Source organism: Chryseobacterium sp. 2987 (assembly GCF_031456375.1).
Lineage (GTDB): Bacteria > Bacteroidota > Bacteroidia > Flavobacteriales > Weeksellaceae > Chryseobacterium > Chryseobacterium vaccae.
In genome coordinates this window covers 421165-441634 of record NZ_JAVDUN010000001.1, presented here as the reverse complement: position 1 = coordinate 441634, position 20470 = coordinate 421165, and the positions used below count along the sequence as shown (strand labels likewise).

Sequence of the window (20470 nt, the reverse complement as noted above, 5' to 3'; positions counted from 1 at the left end):
AGGTTTACCAGTTGTTTCCTGACATAATCAATACCTGACTTTCTGTTCCGTATCTGATCTCGTTAAGGAAGATTTCTTTTCCTTCATCCAACGGAATCATGGAAATTCCACGGCGTTCGTATTCTGATTCGAGGGTGGAAGAAACCATACCGGCTCCTTTCCACGGGCCCCAGTTGATGGAGATTACTTTTCCTTTCAATCTTTTATTCAAAGCGTTAGCGTAATCATCCAAAACACTGTTGGCAGCCGCATAATCGGTCTGGCCTTTATTACCGTATACAGAAGCAATACTTGAGAATAATACAACGAACTGGCAGTCTGTATGAAGCTGTTCTGCTAGTACACGCAACGGTTTTACTTTGGTATCAAACACACGTCCGAATGAAGAAGTTGTCTTTTGCTTGAATAATTTATCTTCTAAAAGACCTGCTCCGTGAATCACTCCATCCAAACGGTTGTATTGTTCATAAATACTGCTGATCAGATTGCTTAAGCCTTCTTCGTCACAAAGATCTAATGATTGATAAACAATTGTGTTTCCAAGTGCCTCCATATCGCGGATCGTGCGCAGAATCTGGTTATTTTTGTAAACTCTGATGGTTTCTTTTTCTATTTCGGCAGGGGAAGTGAATGCTCCGGATTTGATAAGATAACTTCTTATTTCTTCCTTGGTTTTCATTGTTTCCAATTCTTTTACCATGTTTCCGTTTCTCGGATCTGCTGATCTTCCAACCAGAATATAAGTGCACGGATAGGTCTGAGACATGTGTTTCACCAATTCCGCAGTAATTCCCTGTGCTCCTCCAAGTACCAGCACCACTGATTTCTGATCTAACTGAATGTGAGCTTCATTTAGGCTTGTAGACAATGGTGAAGGGATAATATTGACCTTATGTCTTTTTTCGTTTTTATAAATAACCTCAGCCGGTTTATCGTTGATCAGTATTTCCTTTAGCGTAATTTCAGCGATCTGATCCATTTCCTGTGGTGTATTCAGGCTGATCAGTCTGCAGGTTGTATTTTCAAATTCCCTTGCTAAACTTTTGAAAAGTCCGGGATATCCCTGGTGATGGCGTAAAACACTTACATCAGTGATTTCCTGAAGATGGGCAGGAATATCAGAGATCAGATATACCCATTTTACTTTGTCAAAATCAAGTTTTTTAATTAAATCAACATGATCAATAATGCTTGGCTTATCAACGGCTGAGAATAGGTCCAGCATGATTAATCCATCAACATTTGAAAGATCTTTTTCTGTATCTACCAATTCTACGATAGCTCCATGTTTTTCCAGTTCATTTTTGATTGCAGAAGTTTGTTTGCTGTCATCCTGAGTGATGGCAAAACGTTTTCCCTGAAGGGTTTCCGTATTTTGTACTGAGGAAGCATCGGTAGGTGTAATGTCAAAACGAAGACGTGATAATACATTATTGGCAGCTTCAGGAGTGATTTCTTCCTTTATTTCTTTTTTTACTTCATGGGTATCACCGTTCATTTCACTGATCCAGCCAGCCAGTCCGCGAAGGGTCTTAATGGCCGCCAGTTTTTCCATTACATCATCAGCCTGCTCAAGATTTTCACCAAAACCGATCTTATTTTTAAGATCTGCAATGATCTCCATACGTTTGATGGAATCGATACTAAGGTCTGCTTCCAGATCCAGATCAAGTCCTAGCATCTCTTTCGGATAGCCTGTTTTTTCACTTACGATATTGAGAATAGCATTTTGAAGGTCTTCCAGGGATAAAGCAGATTTTGCCTGTGGTTCTGAAGTATTTTCAACTGCGGTTCCGTTTTTTTCAGGAGTTGTTGATGTATCTGCTCCGGAGAATTCAGTAAGCCATGAAACTAATCCGCTCAGGGTTTTGACTCCTGCCAATTGTTCCATCACCATATCTTCATTGGTACTGCCGTTACCTAATGTTCCCAATTCATTACGAAGGGTTCCTATGATTTCCACTCTTTTAATGGAATCGATGCTCAGATCAGCTTCAAGATCCATTTCCATGCCCAGCATTTCCTTCGGATAGCCTGTTTTATCGCTTACTACCTGCAATAATAATGCTTTGATATCTCTTGTAGGAGCTGATTTTACGGCAACCGCAGAGGCTGCCACCGCAACCGCTCTTTCCTGATGAACAGGCTGCACAGGAATCATACGTTCAGGAGCAGGCATTGGGCTATTATAAACAGGCATCGGATTCGCCTGAGGATTCTGTCCCATAAAGGAGAGCATCACATCACGCTGTGCCTGTATCATTAATTTCATGCTGTTTAAATATTCCTGCAGCATACGTTCAGCTGTAGATAAGCTTTCCGGAGCAGGGTTTTGTGTAGTATTATTAGTAGTAAAATTGTTCATGGGAATAGGATTTATAATAGGGAGTGCACCATTAGCAGGCAGTGAACCTGTTGTCGGATGTGCAGCTTGTCCGTTCACCCGCCAAATGGCAGGACTTTTCTTATACAGTTCAGGCTGATTGATATCGATAAGCTGAACGCTGCGGCCATCAAAAAGTTTCTCAATATTGAAGTTTCGGCCTGTTCCTAAATATTGGGCCAACATGCAAAGCAAATGGGTAAATTTATTACGGCTGCTGTCTTCAACATATAAGGTCAGCTGATCTTTTTCAAGACATGATTTGGTTAATCCGGTAAGTACTTTTCCAGGTCCTACCTCGATAAAGATTCTTGCACCGTCGTTATACATCGCCTGAAGCTGCTCTACGAATCTTACAGGCTGTACCAGATGTTCAGTCAGTCTTTCTTTGATGTCTGAAGGATCTGCCGGATATACTTCTGCTGTGGTATTGGACCATACAGGGATCTGCATTTCCTGAAAAGGAATGTCTTTTAATACCTCAGCATATAAATCTTTTGATTTTGCCAGTAAGGGGCTGTGGAATGCACAAGCCACTTCAAGTTTCTTAGCAGAAATACCTTCCTGTTTAAGGGCTTCCAATAGTTTATGGATAGCTTCTGTAGTTCCTGCAATGACACATTGATTAGGAGCATTGAAGTTAACCGGATAACACCCTTCCGCTTTAGCCAGGATGGGTTGTAAACGTTCATGGGTAGCACTTGCTGCGAGCATTGAACCCGGATCTCCGCCTTCTACTGAATTTAAAATAGACTGAGCTCTCTGAATACTTAAGTCAACCAATTGATCTTCTCCAAATACTCCTGAAAAACATAGTGCAGGCAATTCACCATAGCTGTGACCAGCCAGCATATCCGGAATGATCCCTAATGACTCTAAGAATTTTGCCAATGCCAGATCAACAATTCCTAAAAGCGGCTGTGCCAGGCGGGTATCTTTAATGGTTTCTTTCTGTTGTTTTAAATCTGCTTCATTGAATGTTGCAGAAGGGAAAACTACTTTTTCAAGTTCAGGATATTCATCAATAAGCCTACGCATTGCCGGGAACACTACGAACAGATCACGGGCCATATTAATTCTCTGGCTTCCCTGTCCGGGGAATGTAAAGGCTACTTTACCTTCTTTTTTATTAACGGTGAAGGTATCTTTGGTTTCGATTCCTAATAATACCAATTCAAGCTTCATCATCAGATCTTCAGCAGTGTCTGCAACGATACTGAACTGAATTGGTTTTTCTGAACTGATGCTTAAACTATATGCAATATCTTTTAACGGAATACCGTCATTGACTTCCAGTAAGGCTTTGATATGACCTGACTGTCCTTTGGCTTCTTCATAAGTATCCCCACGGAATACAAATAGTTCTGAAGGCCACGACTGCATGGCAATGGAATCATCCTGTTTCGGATGGTTGGCAATGACCGTGTGGAAATTGGTTCCTCCAAATCCAAAGGCACTGATTCCCGCATAACGGTTCTTTTCAGTCCATAATCCCGTTTCTGCATGGAAAGAGAATGGACTGGTTTCCGGATTGTAATAAGTATTAGGCTTCTGAAGGTGAAGTGTTGGTGGTTTTACCCCGTGATAAACTGCAAGAGAAGCTTTAATTAAACCTGCTAATCCGGCAGCACACTTCGTATGCCCTATCTGTGTTTTTACTGATCCTAAATGAGTCTGTCCCGGCAAAGCTCCTGAATAACTGAACAGGTTGGTTAAAGCGCTAAGCTCTGTTTTGTCCCCCACTACGGTTCCTGTTCCGTGAGCTTCTATCAATCCAACCGCTGCCGGACTAATACCAGCCTGGGCATACGCACGTTCTAAAGCACGCACCTGCCCTACCTTTCGCGGAGCTGTAAGCCCCAGTGCTTTTCCGTCACTGGATCCGCCTACTCCTTTAATTACGGAATAGATACGGTCACCGTCACGTACTGCATCTTCATATCTTTTTAAAACGAGGATTGCAACGCCCTCTCCCAAGGCAATACCGTCAGCCTCACCGTCAAATGTTGCACATCTTCCTTTTCTGGAAAGTGCATGGGTACTGGAAAACATCAGGTAATCGTTAATCCCGTTGTGTAAGTCTGCGCCTCCGGCAAGCACCATATCAGATTTTCCTAATACAAGCTCCTGACATGCCAGATCAATAGCTGCCAGAGAGGATGCACAGGCTGCATCTACGGTAAAGTTTCTTCCGCCAAGATCCAGACGGTTGGTAATACGGCCTGCAATTACATTGGCCAGAATACCCGGGAAAGAATCTTCTGTGGTATGCGGGAAAGCTTCTTTCACTTCTTCATGAAGTTCACCGAAAACCTGTTTATAATAGCCTCTGAAACTATAACTGTTGGCAAGGTCATTACCTCCTTCAGCCCCAATAATTACAGAAATATTTTCTCTGTTGATGTGTTTTTCTCCATAACCGGCATCCTCCATTGCCCGTTTGGCAACCAATAAGGTCAGCAATTGTGTTGGTTCAATAGCAGCAAGAGACTGTGGCGGAATTCCGAATGCCAGCGGATCGAAATCTATTTTAGGGATAAATCCTCCCCATTTGGAATGGGACACGTCCGGTCCGTCTGAATCCGGATGGTAATAAAGATCTTTATTCCATCTTTCATCCGGGACTTCTGTTACGCTGTCTTTTCCAAGAATGATGTTACGCCAGTACTCCTGAAGGTTTTTAGCTCCCGGGAAGATACATTCCATCCCAACAACGGCAATATCCAGTGGTTTTTCACCTGATACCGGAAGTTCCGGAAGTTCAGCGTTTCTGATATATTCATAGTTGTTGATGCTTACGTCGTGGTGAAGGCTGTCAAGAGTGATCACACGGTTATGCATGGTAGCTACCTGTCCGATCATGTACATTCCCAGGTCAAGCTGATCATTTTTAGGAATATTCACCAACTGATCTCCCTGGCGCTCTACCCCTTTCGCTGCAATTCTCAGACGGCCTACATTTAATTTTTCAAGCTGTTCCCAAACTTCTTTTTTATCAGCTCCGGCAGCCAGCAATTTTGCTTTTTCTGCATTGAAGTGATGAGCAAAAGCAGTATTCAGGCAGCGTGTTTCATGTCCCGGTGCTGTTTCAAGCAGAACGGTATCTTTTGCCTGCATAGCCTGCAATTGGAATTCTTCTTGGATAGCCCCTGTAAGGACAGCTTCCTTCGTGTAGAGATAAGCTGTTCCCATCAATACACCTACTTTTACACCTCTTGCTGCCAATGGAGCTGCCATCACAGAAACGAATGCTGTTGAAAAGGCATTATGGATTCCCCCTGCAAAAAATACACTGATTTTTTCAGGGTGTTCTTCTTTTAAGATCCTTTCGATCTGTTTTTCCCAAAGTACCATGCTTGAAAGCGGGCCTACGTGACCACCACATTCCCTTCCTTCAAATATGAAGTTAGTGGCTCCTTCTTTCAGGAAAATATCCAGTAATGCAGGAGATGGGACGTGAAGAAATGCTGTAATTCCGGCTTTTTCAAATACTTTGGCCTGAGCGGGTCTTCCTCCGGCAATGAGAACCACAGGTGGTTTGGCCTCCAATATATAAGATGTCTGCTCTTCACGGAGTTCCTGAGGTGCAAATCCTAAGATCCCTACTCCCCATGTTTTTTCCCCGGCCAGTCTTTTGGTTTCCATTACCAGAGATTTCGCAGCTTGTCCTTTCAGTAAAGACAACGCAACAAAAGGCAACGCTCCTGCTTCTGCTACAGCATCGGCAAATAAAGGAACATCGCTTACACGGGTCATTGGTCCCTGAGCAATAGGATAACGCAGGTTAAACTGCTTTGCCATCGCATTGTTTTCATCAATTACCTGAAGGGCTTTTGCCTGTTTCAGATGTCCATACATTGCTTCTTTGAATCCGAAGACCAGTTTTTTAAGACTTTTAAAATCTTCATACAGATCTATGGCTAAGGAAATATCCTGCCCCATTGGGATATAGTTACTGTTAAGATCAAAACCGTTAAAATATTCCGTAAGTTCTTCAGCTGTGATATTTTCCGGTAACACGGGTGAATTAGGCCTTACCAGTACACGATGATTGGCTATAATCCTGGTTTCTGTTCCGTTCAATTTTGAGCAGAGATCTTTGATATCCTGCGGAACATTGGTTTCCGGAAACAGAGCCAGCTGACTGTCCAGCACCACTCCTGTTGCTCCAAGAGCTTTTACTGCTGCTGCCGTATGAATTCCTATCCCTCCCTGTACCCAAACAGGAATAGTAGTAATCTCTTTAATTACGCGCTGAAACAGCACAAATGTTGACTCATAGCCCACAAGCCCGGCAGCTTCGTTTCCTTTAACAATAATTCCTGTTGCCCCTAATTCTTCTGCTTTTCTGGCTTCTTCGAGACTGCTTACCTGGCAGATAACCGGTAAATCTGTAGCTACATTTAACGAAGCACCACATGGCAGAATGGCAAATTTTACTTTTTCAGGAATCTGAAGGGATAAAAACCGATCGTCAACAAGACAAATACCATAAGAAGGCATATCGGTGTGATCCAGCTGATCCAGTGCTTCCTGAGCAGCAGCCAGTTCATATCCTAAGTTTAGAACGGGAAACGCACCCGCCTGATGCAATTTAGGCAAAAGATTGACATCGGGTTTTTCAAAGGGTGTTAATCCAATAATGGTTAAGTTTTTCATGCATCTATAGTATTGAAGTAATAAATTGGAAATTCCATATCATAAGCCCACTTTTTATTGGTGAAAAAAGCAGAAAATTATGACGGAATAAAAATAGATAAATTATATTATATTTTCAATCATAAATGAAATTTGATAATAATTTTTTAATAATAAATTATTATTCAGTCAAATAAAATTAAAATAAAACAATTTATATTATTATTCCTCGAAACAATAGGGCACAATCCTAGTATTATAATTATAAACAATTATAATTAAATAATATTAGGCAAATATAGAAATAAAAAACAAAATATTTCAATAATAAGTGATTACTTTTTTCAATATTACAAAAATGTAATATATTCAAAAGAGGAGTTAAAATGAGCCAAAATTCATTAGTCAATTCAGGATGAAACAGATACGAATTCCCAGTTTATTTAAAAAAAATTCAAAATACAGTGGGAAATTATCTTTCTATTTTTGAAAATTTAACATGATGGAAAATGGGCTAAAGAATGGAAGTTATGATTGCATCGTAATTTCAGGTTGTTATCATAGACTTTCAGAATAAATTTGAGATCAAGTAGGATTTTATGACTGCTGATTCTGTTCTTAGCTTTATGCTTTTCTGATGGTATTGATATCACTTTTTGTAACGCAAAGTCTTGGCTTCTTTGCACATATTTTAGGGAGCAAAGCGTAGAATCAACTCCGTTGATCCGATGAAGCGATGGATTAGCCTTCGGCTGGTTTTTGATTCTTAAATAGTTGATCATTGTTCAAAAAACTACTGAAAATCTTTGATTTTCTGGCGCCTTAAAAGCAGCATAATGCTTTAATTTCTTTGCGCCCTTTAGCGTTAAACCAACAATACATTAAAAAAATATGCGTTATCTGCCACATCTGCGAGACAAAAGATCCTACAAAGACCCGTGTAATCCGAGGTATCTATGGGAAATTCTTAATATCAAAAAATATATTAAAATATACTCAGGTTATACTGCTTTACCAGATCCAAAATCATATGATATCCTGCCAACGAGTTTCCATGCTGATCTAATGAAGGGCTGAATACTCCTATTCCCATTTTTCCAGGTACACTTACGGTAATTCCGCCTCCTACACCAGATTTACTTGGAAGTCCAACCGTGCGGGCATATTCTCCACTGAACTCATACATTCCGGCAATCAGCATCTGTGATTCTATTAATTTGGCAGTTTCTGCGTTTTTGTAGGTGGAATCTCCATCAAAACGGGTACACTGATTCGCAAAGAAATATCCGATCTTGGCCAGGTCTTCTGCGGTCAGTTCAATGGAACACTGTTTGAAATAGTTATCTAACTGGTCTTCATCTCCTGAGATCAGTCCGTTATTTTTCATCAGATAAAACATTCCCCGGTTACGATGGCCGGTAGATTTTTCCGATTCATAAACGGATTTACTGTAATCAATTGACGTGTTTTTCGTAATGTAACGTACCATATCCAATACTTTAAGGAATGGCTTTTCTCCTTCTCCGGAAATCAGTGAAACAGTAAGGATAGCTCCTGCGTTCATCATCGGATTAAGCGGTTTTCCGGTTGTTTCCAGATTGGAAAAATGATTGAAGGGCTTATCGGATCCGAAATAGCCCATTTTATTAAAGACATCAGCCTCTCCTCTTTCATTTACCGCAATCATGAGGGCAATAATCTTGGAAATGCTCTGCATGGTAAATTTCTTGTGAACATCGCCTACGTTCAGCACTTTCCCATTTTTATCCACTACTGAAAAGGCAATTGCCTTAGCATCCATTTTTCCCAGCTCAGGAATATAATCGGCTACTTTACCCTGTGTATAATACGTTCTGTTCTTTTCCAAAATACTGCTTAATACTTTTTCTGAAACTACCGGAACGTCTACCGTTTTCTGGGCATAAGCCATTGTGTTAAAAGACAGAAAAGCCGCTATAAAGATTCCTTTTGCTGAAAACAGAATGCTATTTTTTTTCATGTAGAATATTTTCAATTATCTATTGGGATAAGTCCCGGAAGCAAAGATAAAATATTTTGTCTTGTGGAGGTTATTCTTTGAGAAATACATTCTGTTCAGTATTTATACCCAAAGCTTCAATTACTGATTTATACTCTACAACAGGTGTTTTCATCTTTGTTACTTTGTCATGCTCAGGTATTTTCATATCTGTGTGAGACCACAAAAACAAATAACACATGATCACAGAAAACTACGACGTTATCGTCATCGGAGGAGGAGCAATAGGCCTGGCCACGGCTTATCATCTGGGTAAAAGAAAGGCAAAAGCCCTAGTTCTGGAGCAGTTTACTTTTATGAATCAATTGGGAAGTTCAGCCGGAGTTTCCCGCCAGTTCCGAATCCCCTATCCGGATGAATATATGGTGCAAATGGCTCTGGAATCACAACCGTATTGGGATGAACTGCAGAAAGAAACGTCTACACAGCTTCTTGATAAGGTAGGTACCCTTTGGTTTGGAGATCCTGAGGTACATTCCACTGAAGGAAATATTGCTGAAGCTGAAGCGTCTTTAAAAGCATTAAAAGTCCCTTACACAACTCTTACCGCAAAAGAAATTGAGCAAAAATACCACTTCAGAAACCTTCCGGAGAATTATACCGGACTATTTCAACCGGATGGAGCCAGCATCAATTTTAAAGCAACTCTTGAAACGCTTTTGAATCTGTGCACAAAAGAAGAAACGGTTCATCTGGAGGAGAACTCGCCTGTTCTTCAAATTAATCCCAAAGGCGAACTCTTTGAGATTACTACACCTCACGGAATTTATATTACCAAAAAACTGGCCATTATTCCTGGTCCGTACATCAACAGTGTGATTAATTTACTGGATTTTAAAATAGAAGCGACTTACTGGAATATGTCTTCTGCTTATTTTAAAAAGACAGATCCTGAGATACAGTACCCGACCTGGTTTGTCTTCCAGAATTCTATAGAAAAAAACGGCAATCAGTTTTATGGCTTCCCTTCTGTTGACTGGGATCATCCGGAATACATCCGGGTAGCACCGGATTTTGTCATCAACCCCTTAGAGGAACCTAATGACAGGACTTTAATTCCCAATCCGCAGGAACTGGCCTATACTTCTGAATGGATACAGACCCATATGACAGGGCTAAGTACACAACCGGAATACACTTCCACATGCCTTATTGCTTTAAGTACGATTCCTGATAAGGAACTGCTGATAGATTTTGCCCCTCCTTATGTTTCCAATTATAAAAACATCGTGGTATATGCTACCGGGTGGGCTGCAAAATTCACCCCTTTTTTAGGAAAAATCATGTCTGATCTTGCCTTAGACGGAAAAACAGATTTTAATATTAAACCTTTCCGCTTAGGACGCAAATATTTTCAAGCCATTTAAAAAACCATACAACCATGAATAAAAACACGCCATTGAATTCAGGAATGCATCCTGATCTAAAAATAGAAGTCGCTGTTATCGGAGCCGGAACTTCCGGACTGTATACAGCTTATCGTCTGGTAACTGATCAAAGATTTAAAGCCAGTGAAGTACAGATCTTCGATATGAGCAATAAGCTGGGCGGAAGACTGGAATCTGTCATTATGCCCGGGATGAATTTCTGGGGCGAATTGGGCGGGATGCGCTACCTGACTTCCCAGGAAATAGTAACAACACTCATTGAAGGCTACCCTCTCACAGAAAGCGATCTGAACAAACGAACTCCTGTCCTGAAAGATAAAATGACACCCATCCCTTTTCCAATGGGCGATCCTTCAAAGCTGTTGATGTATCTTCGTAAAGAACGTTTCAAACAGGATGCATGGACGGTTGCACAGAGAGAAAATAAAAAGCTGGCGACCCGGTATTATCTGAATGACGACGACGACGGATTCAGCTCAGACCAGCTGTTCAATAAAATTATCTATGATGTTTTAATGGCTGATTCATGGGTTGCCAAGACCTATAGAAGCAAAATCATCAAAGGAGCTTCAATTTATGATTATTCTTTTGAACTGACCAGTAAAGACTGGGATGATATAAAACCAAAATTAATGTACAATTTTCCCGGTTCTCCTTACAATAACCGCAAGGTAAATGATATTGGTTTCTGGAATCTGATCAAAGACCAGGTATCACAGGAAGGATATGAGTTTCTGGCCAATGCGGGTGGATACTATTCAAATACCATCAACTGGAATTCTGCGGAAGCATTTCCTTATATGGTTGGAGATTTTTCGGCAGGAACTATTTACAAAACCATTGAAGAAGGATATGACAGCATTGCCTACGCAGTCGCCAATTCTTATATGGAAAATAAAGAGGCCTGCATCTGGTCTGAAAATAAACTGCTGACGTTCACCAAAGAGCATCCTTTAACTCATACGCATAAATACCTGCTGACGTTTCTGAACCTGCAAACCAACAAAGAATGGAACGTTTATGCCAACAGAATTGTCCTTGCCATGCCTAGAAAGTCTCTGGAGCTTATGGATCAGAACAATTTCTTTTTTAATGGTGATGAAAGTTCAGCTCTGAATAAAAATATCCGCTCTATCATTATGGAACCGGCCTTCAAAATCTTAATGGGCTTTGAACATCCATGGTGGAAAAAACTGAAAATTGATTCGGGACATTCGATTAGTGATCTGCCTATGAGGCAATGCTATTATTTCGGAACGGATCATGAAACGGATAATTCTATGCTACTGGGAAGCTACGGCGATATGGAAACTGAAACCTTCTGGAAAGCTCTTACCGATGATAAGGTTCTTTTTAAAGTAAAAGCAACCCAATCAGCTTCTCTGAAAGAACTGCATCAATTGGATGATGTTCAGGCTACTCAATTGATGGTCAATGAACTGATGAACCAGCTTCGGGAACTGCATGGGCCGGATTTGACTATACCGGAGCCTTATGTAACCTATTTTAAAGACTGGACTGATGATCCTTTTGGCGCAGGATACCATGCATGGAAAGCAGGATTCTCTGTAAAAGATGTTATGCCTTATATGAGAAATCCAATTACGGATGAACAGATTCACATTTGTGGAGAAGCTTATTCTGACCAGCAGGGATGGGTGGAAGGAGCTTTCTGTGAAGCGGAAAAAATGCTGCAGGAACATTTCGGACTGGACAGGCCGTACTGGCTGAGCCCTGATTATTATCTGGGATGGTAAACACAAATACATTATATTCAATAAAGCTCCGGAGCATTCCGGAGTTTTATTGTATTGCTCACAATGCTTATTTTAGAATGAGATTTTACAAAAAGATTTTTCATCCTGACAGGCTGTTGTCATAAATCCTTCTTACATTTACATAATCAACAGAGACAAAATAACAGGGAATTACCATGCAAAAAGTAAAGGAAAGACTTACGGTTTATGTCAATACAAAAACGGAATGGCGCCAATGGCTTCAGGAAAATCATCAGACGGAACAATCCATATGGCTTGTCTGCAACACAAAAAAATCGAGCTTACCTACCATAAGCTGGAGCGAACTGGTTGATGAAGCTCTTTGCTTTGGCTGGATCGACAGTACCAGAAAAACGATTGACGAATCCTCTTTTGTACAATTGTTCAGCAAGCGTAAACCCAACAGTACCTGGTCAAAAATCAACAAGGGAAAAATCCAGAGACTGATTGACAGCCAAATGATGACTGAAGCCGGCTATGAAACGATTAAAACAGCAAAACAAAACGGCTCATGGACCATTTTAGACTGCGTAGAAGATCTAACTATTCCTAAAGACCTGGATGAAGCATTTAAAAACTATTCAGGTTCAGAAGATTATTTTTTAAGCCTTAGCAAATCCATGAAAAAAATGCTGCTACAATGGATTGTTCTTGCCAAACGGCCGGAAACCCGAAAGAAACGTGTTGATGAAATCGCAGAACTCGCAGCCCAGAGAAAGAAACCAAAACAATTTTGATTGACATCCACAATAAAATATGAAAGGCTGGAAGATGGAAGAAGGAGACTGGAAGTTACTTTTAGTTATAGACATTGAAAGCCACCATAAAATCAAATTATCTTAAAACAGATCAGTACTTATTCTTAATGACCTTCATAACCTTCCTCTTCCCTCTCCCAGCTTCAAACCTATATCAACCCTGAACCGAGGTTTATCAATAAAATAAATTCATCCTATTTATCTTCTTGTCTATTCCTTATTTTTGCAAAGAATTAAACGACGTAACAGTTTACTTTAAATATGGACGATATATTTTCTAAAAGCGATCAAATCGGAGTAGTTTCCACTTTTTCTGAACTTGTTAACACCCATTTTCAGGGAAGTATGAATGCCATCTGCTGGCACAGGAATTTAGCCGGAGATTTTAAGGAAATTGTATCTAAGCTTCAGCTAAAAGATAATATTACAGAAGTTTCTACCGAAGACCTTTTGGCATTGCAGCTCTCAGAAGAAGGCCATACTGCCAGAGAAATTATCTTACATGACTTACAGCAGTTAACAGATTTCGGAGCGTCCCCTACCCTTAATTTACTAAAATGTTACGAACGGGATGAGGAGTTCGATTTCATTTCAACAGATGTCTATTCCTATCATGTAGATCGATCCCCCATCGGAACGAATACCTTTTTATGTACCTATCATGGTACGGCAAGTGATATTTTGCCTAATGATCAGGCAGAACAAAAGATTCTTATTCCGGAAATCAGGGAAAAGCTTAAAGAACTCCACGACGGTCCGGAAGCTGAGTTTGAGACTTTCATGAAAGACTGTTTCTTTGATCTGCATTACCAGCCGAAGCCCAATGCAGAGCCTGTTAATTTAGGGCTGGGGCATCTTTGGCGTCTGGCGGTAGATCATCCTGAGCAGGAAGTCCTGCCTTGTGTACACAGAGCGCCTGTTGAAAATAAAGGGGAATACCGGCTGCTTTTAATCTGTTAGGGGTTTTACTGTTGATGCAACCTGAATTTCATTTAATACTTATTGAAAAAAATTAATCAAATAATAATTCTGACAGTATATTCCTTTATTTTTATTAGGTATTGGCTTATTAATTGATGCTGTTAATTTCATTGAATTCCCGATGGCTAATGACTAGATCGATTATAACTTTAATTTTATTTTTATGTGGTTTTTTCTTTTTAAATGCGCAGGAGAAAAAAGATTCGCTTTATTATAAAATAGAGGAATTTTCGGATAAAAGAAAAGTCACCAAATTCATTCACCGTTTCATATTCCGCAGGGAGGCAGATTCATCCTCTGTTAAATCCAGAACCGAAAAACTCCTGCAGGAGACCTATAACAAAAGATACATCAGAAATGTCCGTATTGAAACTATTGACCCTTTTGGATATGGCTCTCAAAACCATAAAGAAAAATTAAAATGGTACGACTGGGTAGCAGACAAACTTCATTCCGCTACAAAAGCATCTACTGTTAATAATTATCTTCTTTTTAAGAAAGGGGAAGAATATAATGCCCAGAAACTCTATGAATCCGAACGTTTGCTGAGAACAATGCCTTTTATAAACAGGGTTAACATCAGTGTTTCCGACAGTACTTCCGGCAAAGATTCTATTGATGTTGTTGTAAAAATTCTCGATTCCTGGAGTCTGAAACCGAGCCTAAGCTATTCCGGAAGTAAGATTGGCCTGGGAATTAGAGAGGAAAATGTATTGGGTTTAGGTCACACGCTTGATTTTCTTTACAGAAACGATTCCAAAGAAAAACAAAATTATCTTTTGGGAAGTTACACCACTTATAATCTTTTTGGAACTTACATTAATGCCCAAATTCTGGGTGAACGGGATTTTCTCAAGAATGAAAGAATCAATTTCAATATGAGGAGAGATTTTTTTTCACCCCTCACAAAATGGGCAGGTGGCTTTACTTTTGAATATTTTATGCGAAATGTTTCACTTCCTACAGAAACCGATACTACTTTTCCGGAAGGTCAGATCAAGGTATACAGTCAGGATTTATGGGGCGGTTATCAGATACCGGTTTCCTCTGATCCGGGTGAAAAAGTAGCCAGCAATATTGCTATTATAGGAAGATTCCAGAATTATCAGTATAAAGACAGTCCGGAAATAGATCAGTATAGATATTTCAGCTCTTATAACAGTTTTTTGATGTCCGTTGGGCTTATTAACAGAAAATTTTCCGTGCAGAAGAATATTTTTCAATATGACCTTCCGGAGGATATTGCTTATGGGAAATCGGTGAGTTTTATTGCAGGCGGTTTATCAAGAAACAGGGAGGTAAAGCCGTATGTGGGAGTTTCCGCATCTTACGGTAATTTTACAAAACTGGGGTATTTTACTCTGAAAGCTCAGTTTGGAAGATTCCTTAATGAGGACAGCCAAAACCGTGAATCTTTCCGTTTAGACGGGACTTATTTCACCCATCTTCAGGACTGGAAATTTGCCAAAGTAAGACATTTTTTTTCTCCTACTTTAGCATTAGGAAATCCTCAACATAATTATTCTTATAAAGACAGAATCAATCTTTCCTCTTCCGATGAGTTTCCTGTCTACAATCCGGATTATATAGGAACTAAAAAAATGGTTTTAAGATATCAGCTTCAGATGTTTATTAATAAAACCTGGAAGAATTTCCATTTCAGTCCTTATTTAACGATGGCAGCCGGCTGGCTGGGAATGCCTGATGAAAAACTTCTGAAAACCCGTACCAATACAAAAATAGGAGTTGGTGTTTTAATTAATAATCCGTTTTTGGTCTTCAACAGAATCCAGATCTCTTTCACCTATTATCCTCATGTGCCGTTTGATGATCATTCAGTTTCTGATTTTAACAGCAACCGGAATAATCTTCTGCCTATGAACAGTTTTGCCACGGAAGTTCCTCATTTTGTTAATTTCGGAAATTGACGGTTAGGGTTTAAATCACAAACAGCTCCCACAAGTGGAAGCTGTTGATCATCAATATATTTATTATTTATTTCTTTATTAATTTGAAACTTTGAGTTTCGTTGTTTACCTGTACAAGATAAACACCAGCCGGCAAGTCAGAGATATTAATTGCTGAGCCATTATCAAAATCTGAGATAGATTTCACTAATGCCCCATTTGTATTATACACCTTGATTTGATTCAATTTTTCCTGATGTTTGATAAATACTTTATCTTTTGCAGGGTTGGGATATAAGCTAATTTTGCTTTCATTGGTTTTTATTTCATTAACCGCAAGAAACTCAGAACAGCTTACCTGAGTAGGGAAATTTTTATCTGCAGTTACTCCATCACTGTTACCCAATTGAAACAGATTATCTGCCCCCCAGGCCCACACAGTAGTATCTTCTTTAACAGCTCCAAAATGATAACCACCAACACGCAGTGCTAATGTTTTCCAGTTGGTATCCGTTCCTACCTGTTGAGGTGCCAGATTAAAGGTGTCACCAGCAGTTCCTCCGGTAATCCCATTATGATTAACTCCAAATGCATAAATCCCATTATCACTTTTCATAATCGCTGAAGCATCCCATGAAGTAGCGATCTGCTTATAGTCAGAAGCAGCTTCAATAGCCTGTGGTGTATAGAAAAACTGTGAACCTGCACCTGCTATTCCTAGTCTTCCATTAGCACTGGATCCCCATCCGAACAATTTCCCTGTTGTTTTAAGACCTAAGACATGATAAACCCCGCAAGAAACATCTTTCCAGTTGTTATCAGTTCCTATCTGCGCAAAATTAACAGCTGCTCCGGAAGTTACTCCGGTACCTGTCTGCCCTTGTACATTGGCACCAGCTGACCAAAGTGTTCCATCTGTTTTAATTCCGAATGAGTTATAGTATCCTGCTGAAGCTTTGTCCCAATTCGTAGCAAGTGAGGTTTCCTGTTGCCAAACATTATAATATCCGAGGGTTGTTCCTGCACCAAGATTTCCCCATTCATTATAACCTGTTCCCCACATCGTACCATCTGTTTTTACAATCATGGTATGGTGATACCCCGCAGAAAAAGATTTAACATTTTCAGAGATCATGACAGGGGAATACTGTGCTGCATTATTGCCGATTCCTAAATTGCCATATTGATTGTCTCCCCATCCGTAAAGCTTGTTATCAGATTTTTTTGCTAAAACAAACCAACGTCCTACAGAGATATCTGTCCAATCATTAGCCGTTCCTATTTGTGTAGGAACCTTCACAATAGTTGCTGCACCAGAACCATTTCCAAGAATACCATTAATATTCTGTCCCCACATCCAAAGTGTTCCATCTTCTTTTAAAGCAACACTAAAGGTTTCTCCCTGTGAGAATTTTTTCCATCCAGTTAAAGAGCACTGGGCATTCATAACACTTAAGCCGAACAAAAACGCAATAAGACTGAGTACTGCGGTTTTCTGCCTGTTTCCGAAAAATACAATTTGTGACATAATTTTTTTTTAATTTACCTGACGAATTTATTTCAATTCAATAGGTGCATCCAAAGTATATATGCGCAAAATTCAGAAATCAGCCTATATCAACTAACAATCCGAATAATCATAACCAACTAATTAACAGCATTTAACAAGATTATTATTTAATATTTTTCATTAATATTTGAATTATTTTGCATGGATATAAAATCAGCATAAAATAACATTAAAGTTTCTAAAAAGATATACTTCACCGTACCTCAAACTGCTTTTTACAATATCGTTTATCATCATTCCTGGCAGGATTATTATTGAAATACAGGTATTTACCACCGTTAAAATCACTATTCCGGTTCCTCTATTAGTCTTTCAAAAAAAGAACTTTTATTCCTACGATTACCGTTTTACAAATAAGCATATTTGATTTTCAGGTAATTAAACTAAATGGTATAGTTTGTTTTTAGTTAAGCTTTACCTCAATTAATTATTCTCGAAATAATTTATACAAACACTCTCAAAAAATATTCGATCTTATTTTATACCGAAGCCCCTTATCATTCGGTTCTTTTCGAAGATAAAATCAATATTGTGGTGTATTGTAATACCCAAAAAGACAGGCCAGCCTATGAAGCGTTAAAATCGCAACATTTTTGTGCGAACCAATACCAATCTGGGGTATTTCATGCATATCTTAGGATACTCTTTACGGAAGACATTTTTGGAGCAAAAAGATTGAATCCTAACGGATACCAAAGCTGATATCAATGCTGTTAGAAATGCCAGTACATATAGAAACACAAAAATAAAGTTTTTCCAAAGCCTAAGATTGGGTGTTGGATAATCCCGAAAAGATTCCCTATGTTTCTTTATATAAGACATACTCATTTATATCATATGGAACCTATAAATCAGGAGATTATTTTCAAAACGAATTTAACCAGCTACTACCATTTCTCAGAAAAAATATTTTGCAATGAATAAAGTGCACTACTTCTTAGTATTAATAATTAATAATTGATAGCTAATATTTTCAAAAAAAGTATTAACTAATATTTCATAGAATATTAATAACCAATTAATTAAAATAAGCAAAGTGTTAACTGATTATAATACAAGAAATAATATTATATCTGTTTTGTTTAATATAAAACACTATATGCATAAAATTTACTTATCTCCGGTTACAATTATTATATCGTTTACAGCATTATTTTACCTGTTCTGCTCCTGTAATACATCCGGACAAGATGGCAATGATTATCTTTATAAGTTCAATGATGAGGTTTCTGCTGTTAAAAATCAGCCTGAAAAAGTAAAAGCATTAGAAAAAAGAGAGTTGGAGAAATACAGAAAAAGCGGTAACCGCCTTTATCTGATCAGCAGTAAATACAGCCATCTTTTTATTAATTTTGGAATTTTTCCTAATGCAGGTGAAATCCCGTACATTTATGAACTTATGTGTCTGAATGACGACCAATATGCCTATATAACGATTGTCTGTAACTTTAACCTGGCCTATCAATTTGAAAATATCTCTCCGGAGCAGTCCATGCAATTTCTGAATAAAGCTATAGAAGCTGATGAAAAGACAGGCAAAATGTTATTATTACCTCACCTGTACCATCTAAAGGGAAAATTATATTTCAATGAAAAAAACTATAGTAAAGCTTTGATTTATTTTAATAAGGCTATGGAAGGTTATATCAGAAGAGGAAGAAAAGATGATACTGTGTATGTAGCCTCTATGTACAATAACATAAGTATGGTCTATCAAAAGGTGAACAATATAGAATTGGGTATCAAAAATGCACAGAAAGGCATTGATATTTTAAGGAAAAAGAAAAATCTTAATCAGGAAGAAGAATATTATATTCACTATTTCAGTGGTAATCTTGCTACTTATTTTATAGAGCAACAGGATTATTTAAAGGCAGAAAAATTATTAGCAGCAGAATTAGAGTTTTGTAAAGATCGAGAAGTTTATTATAAGGATGCTATTGCTTCTTCACGGCGTTTGATTGATATTTATACCATTACCGGAGAAAAACAGAAGCATAATGCCGTTATTAATTTCCTGATCAATCTGGAACCTAAAATAAAATCCATCCATTATAAAATAGCCACCAATGAGATTCTTCAGAGTTATTATCTGAAAATGGATGATCTTCAAAACTTAAAAATGGTTTCAAAAAGGATGGAATCTCTACAGCGTGAGCAGAATTCAATTTCTGAAAAGAAACTGCACAAGGTTTCTGATGCATTATATCAATATGTATTAAAAAAAATATACGAGGAATATGATCATAAAATGGATGACAACAAAAAGAGAAACTGGTTTCTTCTGGTCCTTGCATTATTTATCGTTTTATTCTTAATTTGGTTAATCTGGTATACTAAAAAGAAAAATAAAACAGAAAAAGAACTTCTGGAACAACAAAAGCTTCTACTGGAAGACAATAAAAAATTACTGGAAAAGGATGTACAGCTGCAAAAAGAAAAAAATAAAAATCTCCACTTAAGTCTTAATCTGAAAATTGAAACCGAAAAAGCTCTTCTTGAGAATCTGAAAAAGATAAGAAGAACAAAAAAAACCGATGTAGAAGAGAGTTTGAAGGAATTACAGTTCAAAATCAACAACCTGATCCAGATTGATAATAAAAACTATGATTTTATGAATGAAAGTTCGTTGGAAAACAAGCTCTTTACGGAAAAACTTTCTCATCAATTTCCTTGTCTTACAGAACAGGAACTTAATTTATGTGTTTATTTCAAGCTCAATCTTTCATCCAAAGAAGTTTCTTTGCTTGAAGGAATTACTTCGGGAAGTGTAAGGGTATACAAAACCAAAATCAAATCAAAAATTGGATTAGGAAAAGAACAAAAATTGGACGATTTTCTCAATACAATCTAAATTAAAAGCCTGCTACCCTTCTAAAATGTAATCCCCCCCTCTTCAAGTGGCTGCATTTAATGTTGTATTATTGGCTATTAAGATTCTTTCCAGGTCAGGGAAGGATCTGTTCTTTCATGTTCATAATAATATTTTACTGCTTTTAAAGCCAAATCGAGAGCTACATTGATGTTTG

Annotated in this window: 9 protein-coding genes; 6 read left to right on the top strand and 3 right to left on the bottom strand. The window is 38.5% G+C overall.

Features of this window, described 5'->3' with window-relative positions; genetic code table 11:
* Positions 1-4: 4 nt before the first annotated feature.
* Together J2Y40_RS02030 and glsA are read right to left on the bottom strand one after the other, a co-directional pair.
* Complete coding sequence (locus J2Y40_RS02030; protein WP_309996377.1) at positions 5-7042, bottom strand: SDR family NAD(P)-dependent oxidoreductase; 7038 nt, start codon at positions 7040-7042, stop codon at positions 5-7.
* A 964-nt stretch (positions 7043-8006) separates the two neighbouring features.
* The gene (gene glsA / locus J2Y40_RS02025; protein WP_153394140.1) at positions 8007-9020 is read right to left on the bottom strand and encodes a glutaminase A; all 1014 of its coding nucleotides are present in this window, start codon (positions 9018-9020) and stop codon (positions 8007-8009) included.
* Between the two features lie 218 nt (positions 9021-9238).
* Here glsA and J2Y40_RS02020 point away from each other — a divergent pair, with 218 nt between their 5' ends.
* The 5 genes from J2Y40_RS02020 (at position 9239) to J2Y40_RS02000 (ending at position 15892) form a co-directional block, all read left to right on the top strand.
* A complete protein-coding gene (locus J2Y40_RS02020; RefSeq protein WP_153394142.1) occupies positions 9239-10426 on the top strand; it encodes an FAD-dependent oxidoreductase in 1188 nt (395 codons plus the stop codon).
* Positions 10427-10440: 14 nt separating this feature from the next.
* Complete coding sequence (locus J2Y40_RS02015) at positions 10441-12204, top strand: FAD-dependent oxidoreductase (RefSeq protein WP_153394144.1); 1764 nt, start codon at positions 10441-10443, stop codon at positions 12202-12204.
* 176 nt (positions 12205-12380) lie between these two features.
* Positions 12381-12962 (top strand): YdeI/OmpD-associated family protein, encoded by a 582-nt coding sequence (locus J2Y40_RS02010; protein WP_309996372.1) that lies wholly within the window; start codon positions 12381-12383, stop codon positions 12960-12962.
* Positions 12963-13244: 282 nt separating this feature from the next.
* Complete coding sequence (locus J2Y40_RS02005; RefSeq protein WP_153394148.1) at positions 13245-13943, top strand: DUF1826 domain-containing protein; 699 nt, start codon at positions 13245-13247, stop codon at positions 13941-13943.
* 149 nt (positions 13944-14092) lie between these two features.
* Positions 14093-15892 (top strand): hypothetical protein, encoded by a 1800-nt coding sequence (locus J2Y40_RS02000; RefSeq protein WP_309996367.1) that lies wholly within the window; start codon positions 14093-14095, stop codon positions 15890-15892.
* A 67-nt stretch (positions 15893-15959) separates the two neighbouring features.
* Here J2Y40_RS02000 and J2Y40_RS01995 read toward each other — a convergent pair whose 3' ends face one another.
* Positions 15960-17399 carry a T9SS type A sorting domain-containing protein gene (locus tag J2Y40_RS01995; protein WP_309996364.1) on the bottom strand — a complete coding sequence of 480 codons (1440 nt, stop codon included), beginning with the start codon at positions 17397-17399 and terminating at the stop codon, positions 15960-15962.
* Between the two features lie 1141 nt (positions 17400-18540).
* Between J2Y40_RS01995 and J2Y40_RS01990 the strand changes: the two genes are divergently transcribed.
* Positions 18541-20295, top strand: a complete 1755-nt coding sequence (locus J2Y40_RS01990; protein ID WP_153394153.1) for a tetratricopeptide repeat protein — start codon at positions 18541-18543, stop codon at positions 20293-20295.
* The last annotated feature ends 175 nt before the right edge of the window (positions 20296-20470 follow it).

What these genes read in the sequence shown, in the direction of transcription:
- J2Y40_RS02030 (WP_309996377.1), bottom strand. Translation starts at nt 7,042, where the DNA reads ATGAAAAACTTAACCATTATTGGATTAACACCCTTTGAAAAACCCGAT.
- glsA (WP_153394140.1), bottom strand. Translation starts at nt 9,020, where the DNA reads ATGAAAAAAAATAGCATTCTGTTTTCAGCAAAAGGAATCTTTATAGCG.
- J2Y40_RS02020 (WP_153394142.1), top strand. Translation starts at nt 9,239, where the DNA reads ATGATCACAGAAAACTACGACGTTATCGTCATCGGAGGAGGAGCAATA.
- J2Y40_RS02015 (WP_153394144.1), top strand. Translation starts at nt 10,441, where the DNA reads ATGAATAAAAACACGCCATTGAATTCAGGAATGCATCCTGATCTAAAA.
- J2Y40_RS02010 (WP_309996372.1), top strand. Translation starts at nt 12,381, where the DNA reads ATGCAAAAAGTAAAGGAAAGACTTACGGTTTATGTCAATACAAAAACG.
- J2Y40_RS02005 (WP_153394148.1), top strand. Translation starts at nt 13,245, where the DNA reads ATGGACGATATATTTTCTAAAAGCGATCAAATCGGAGTAGTTTCCACT.
- J2Y40_RS02000 (WP_309996367.1), top strand. Translation starts at nt 14,093, where the DNA reads ATGACTAGATCGATTATAACTTTAATTTTATTTTTATGTGGTTTTTTC.
- J2Y40_RS01995 (WP_309996364.1), bottom strand. Translation starts at nt 17,399, where the DNA reads ATGTCACAAATTGTATTTTTCGGAAACAGGCAGAAAACCGCAGTACTC.
- J2Y40_RS01990 (WP_153394153.1), top strand. Translation starts at nt 18,541, where the DNA reads ATGCATAAAATTTACTTATCTCCGGTTACAATTATTATATCGTTTACA.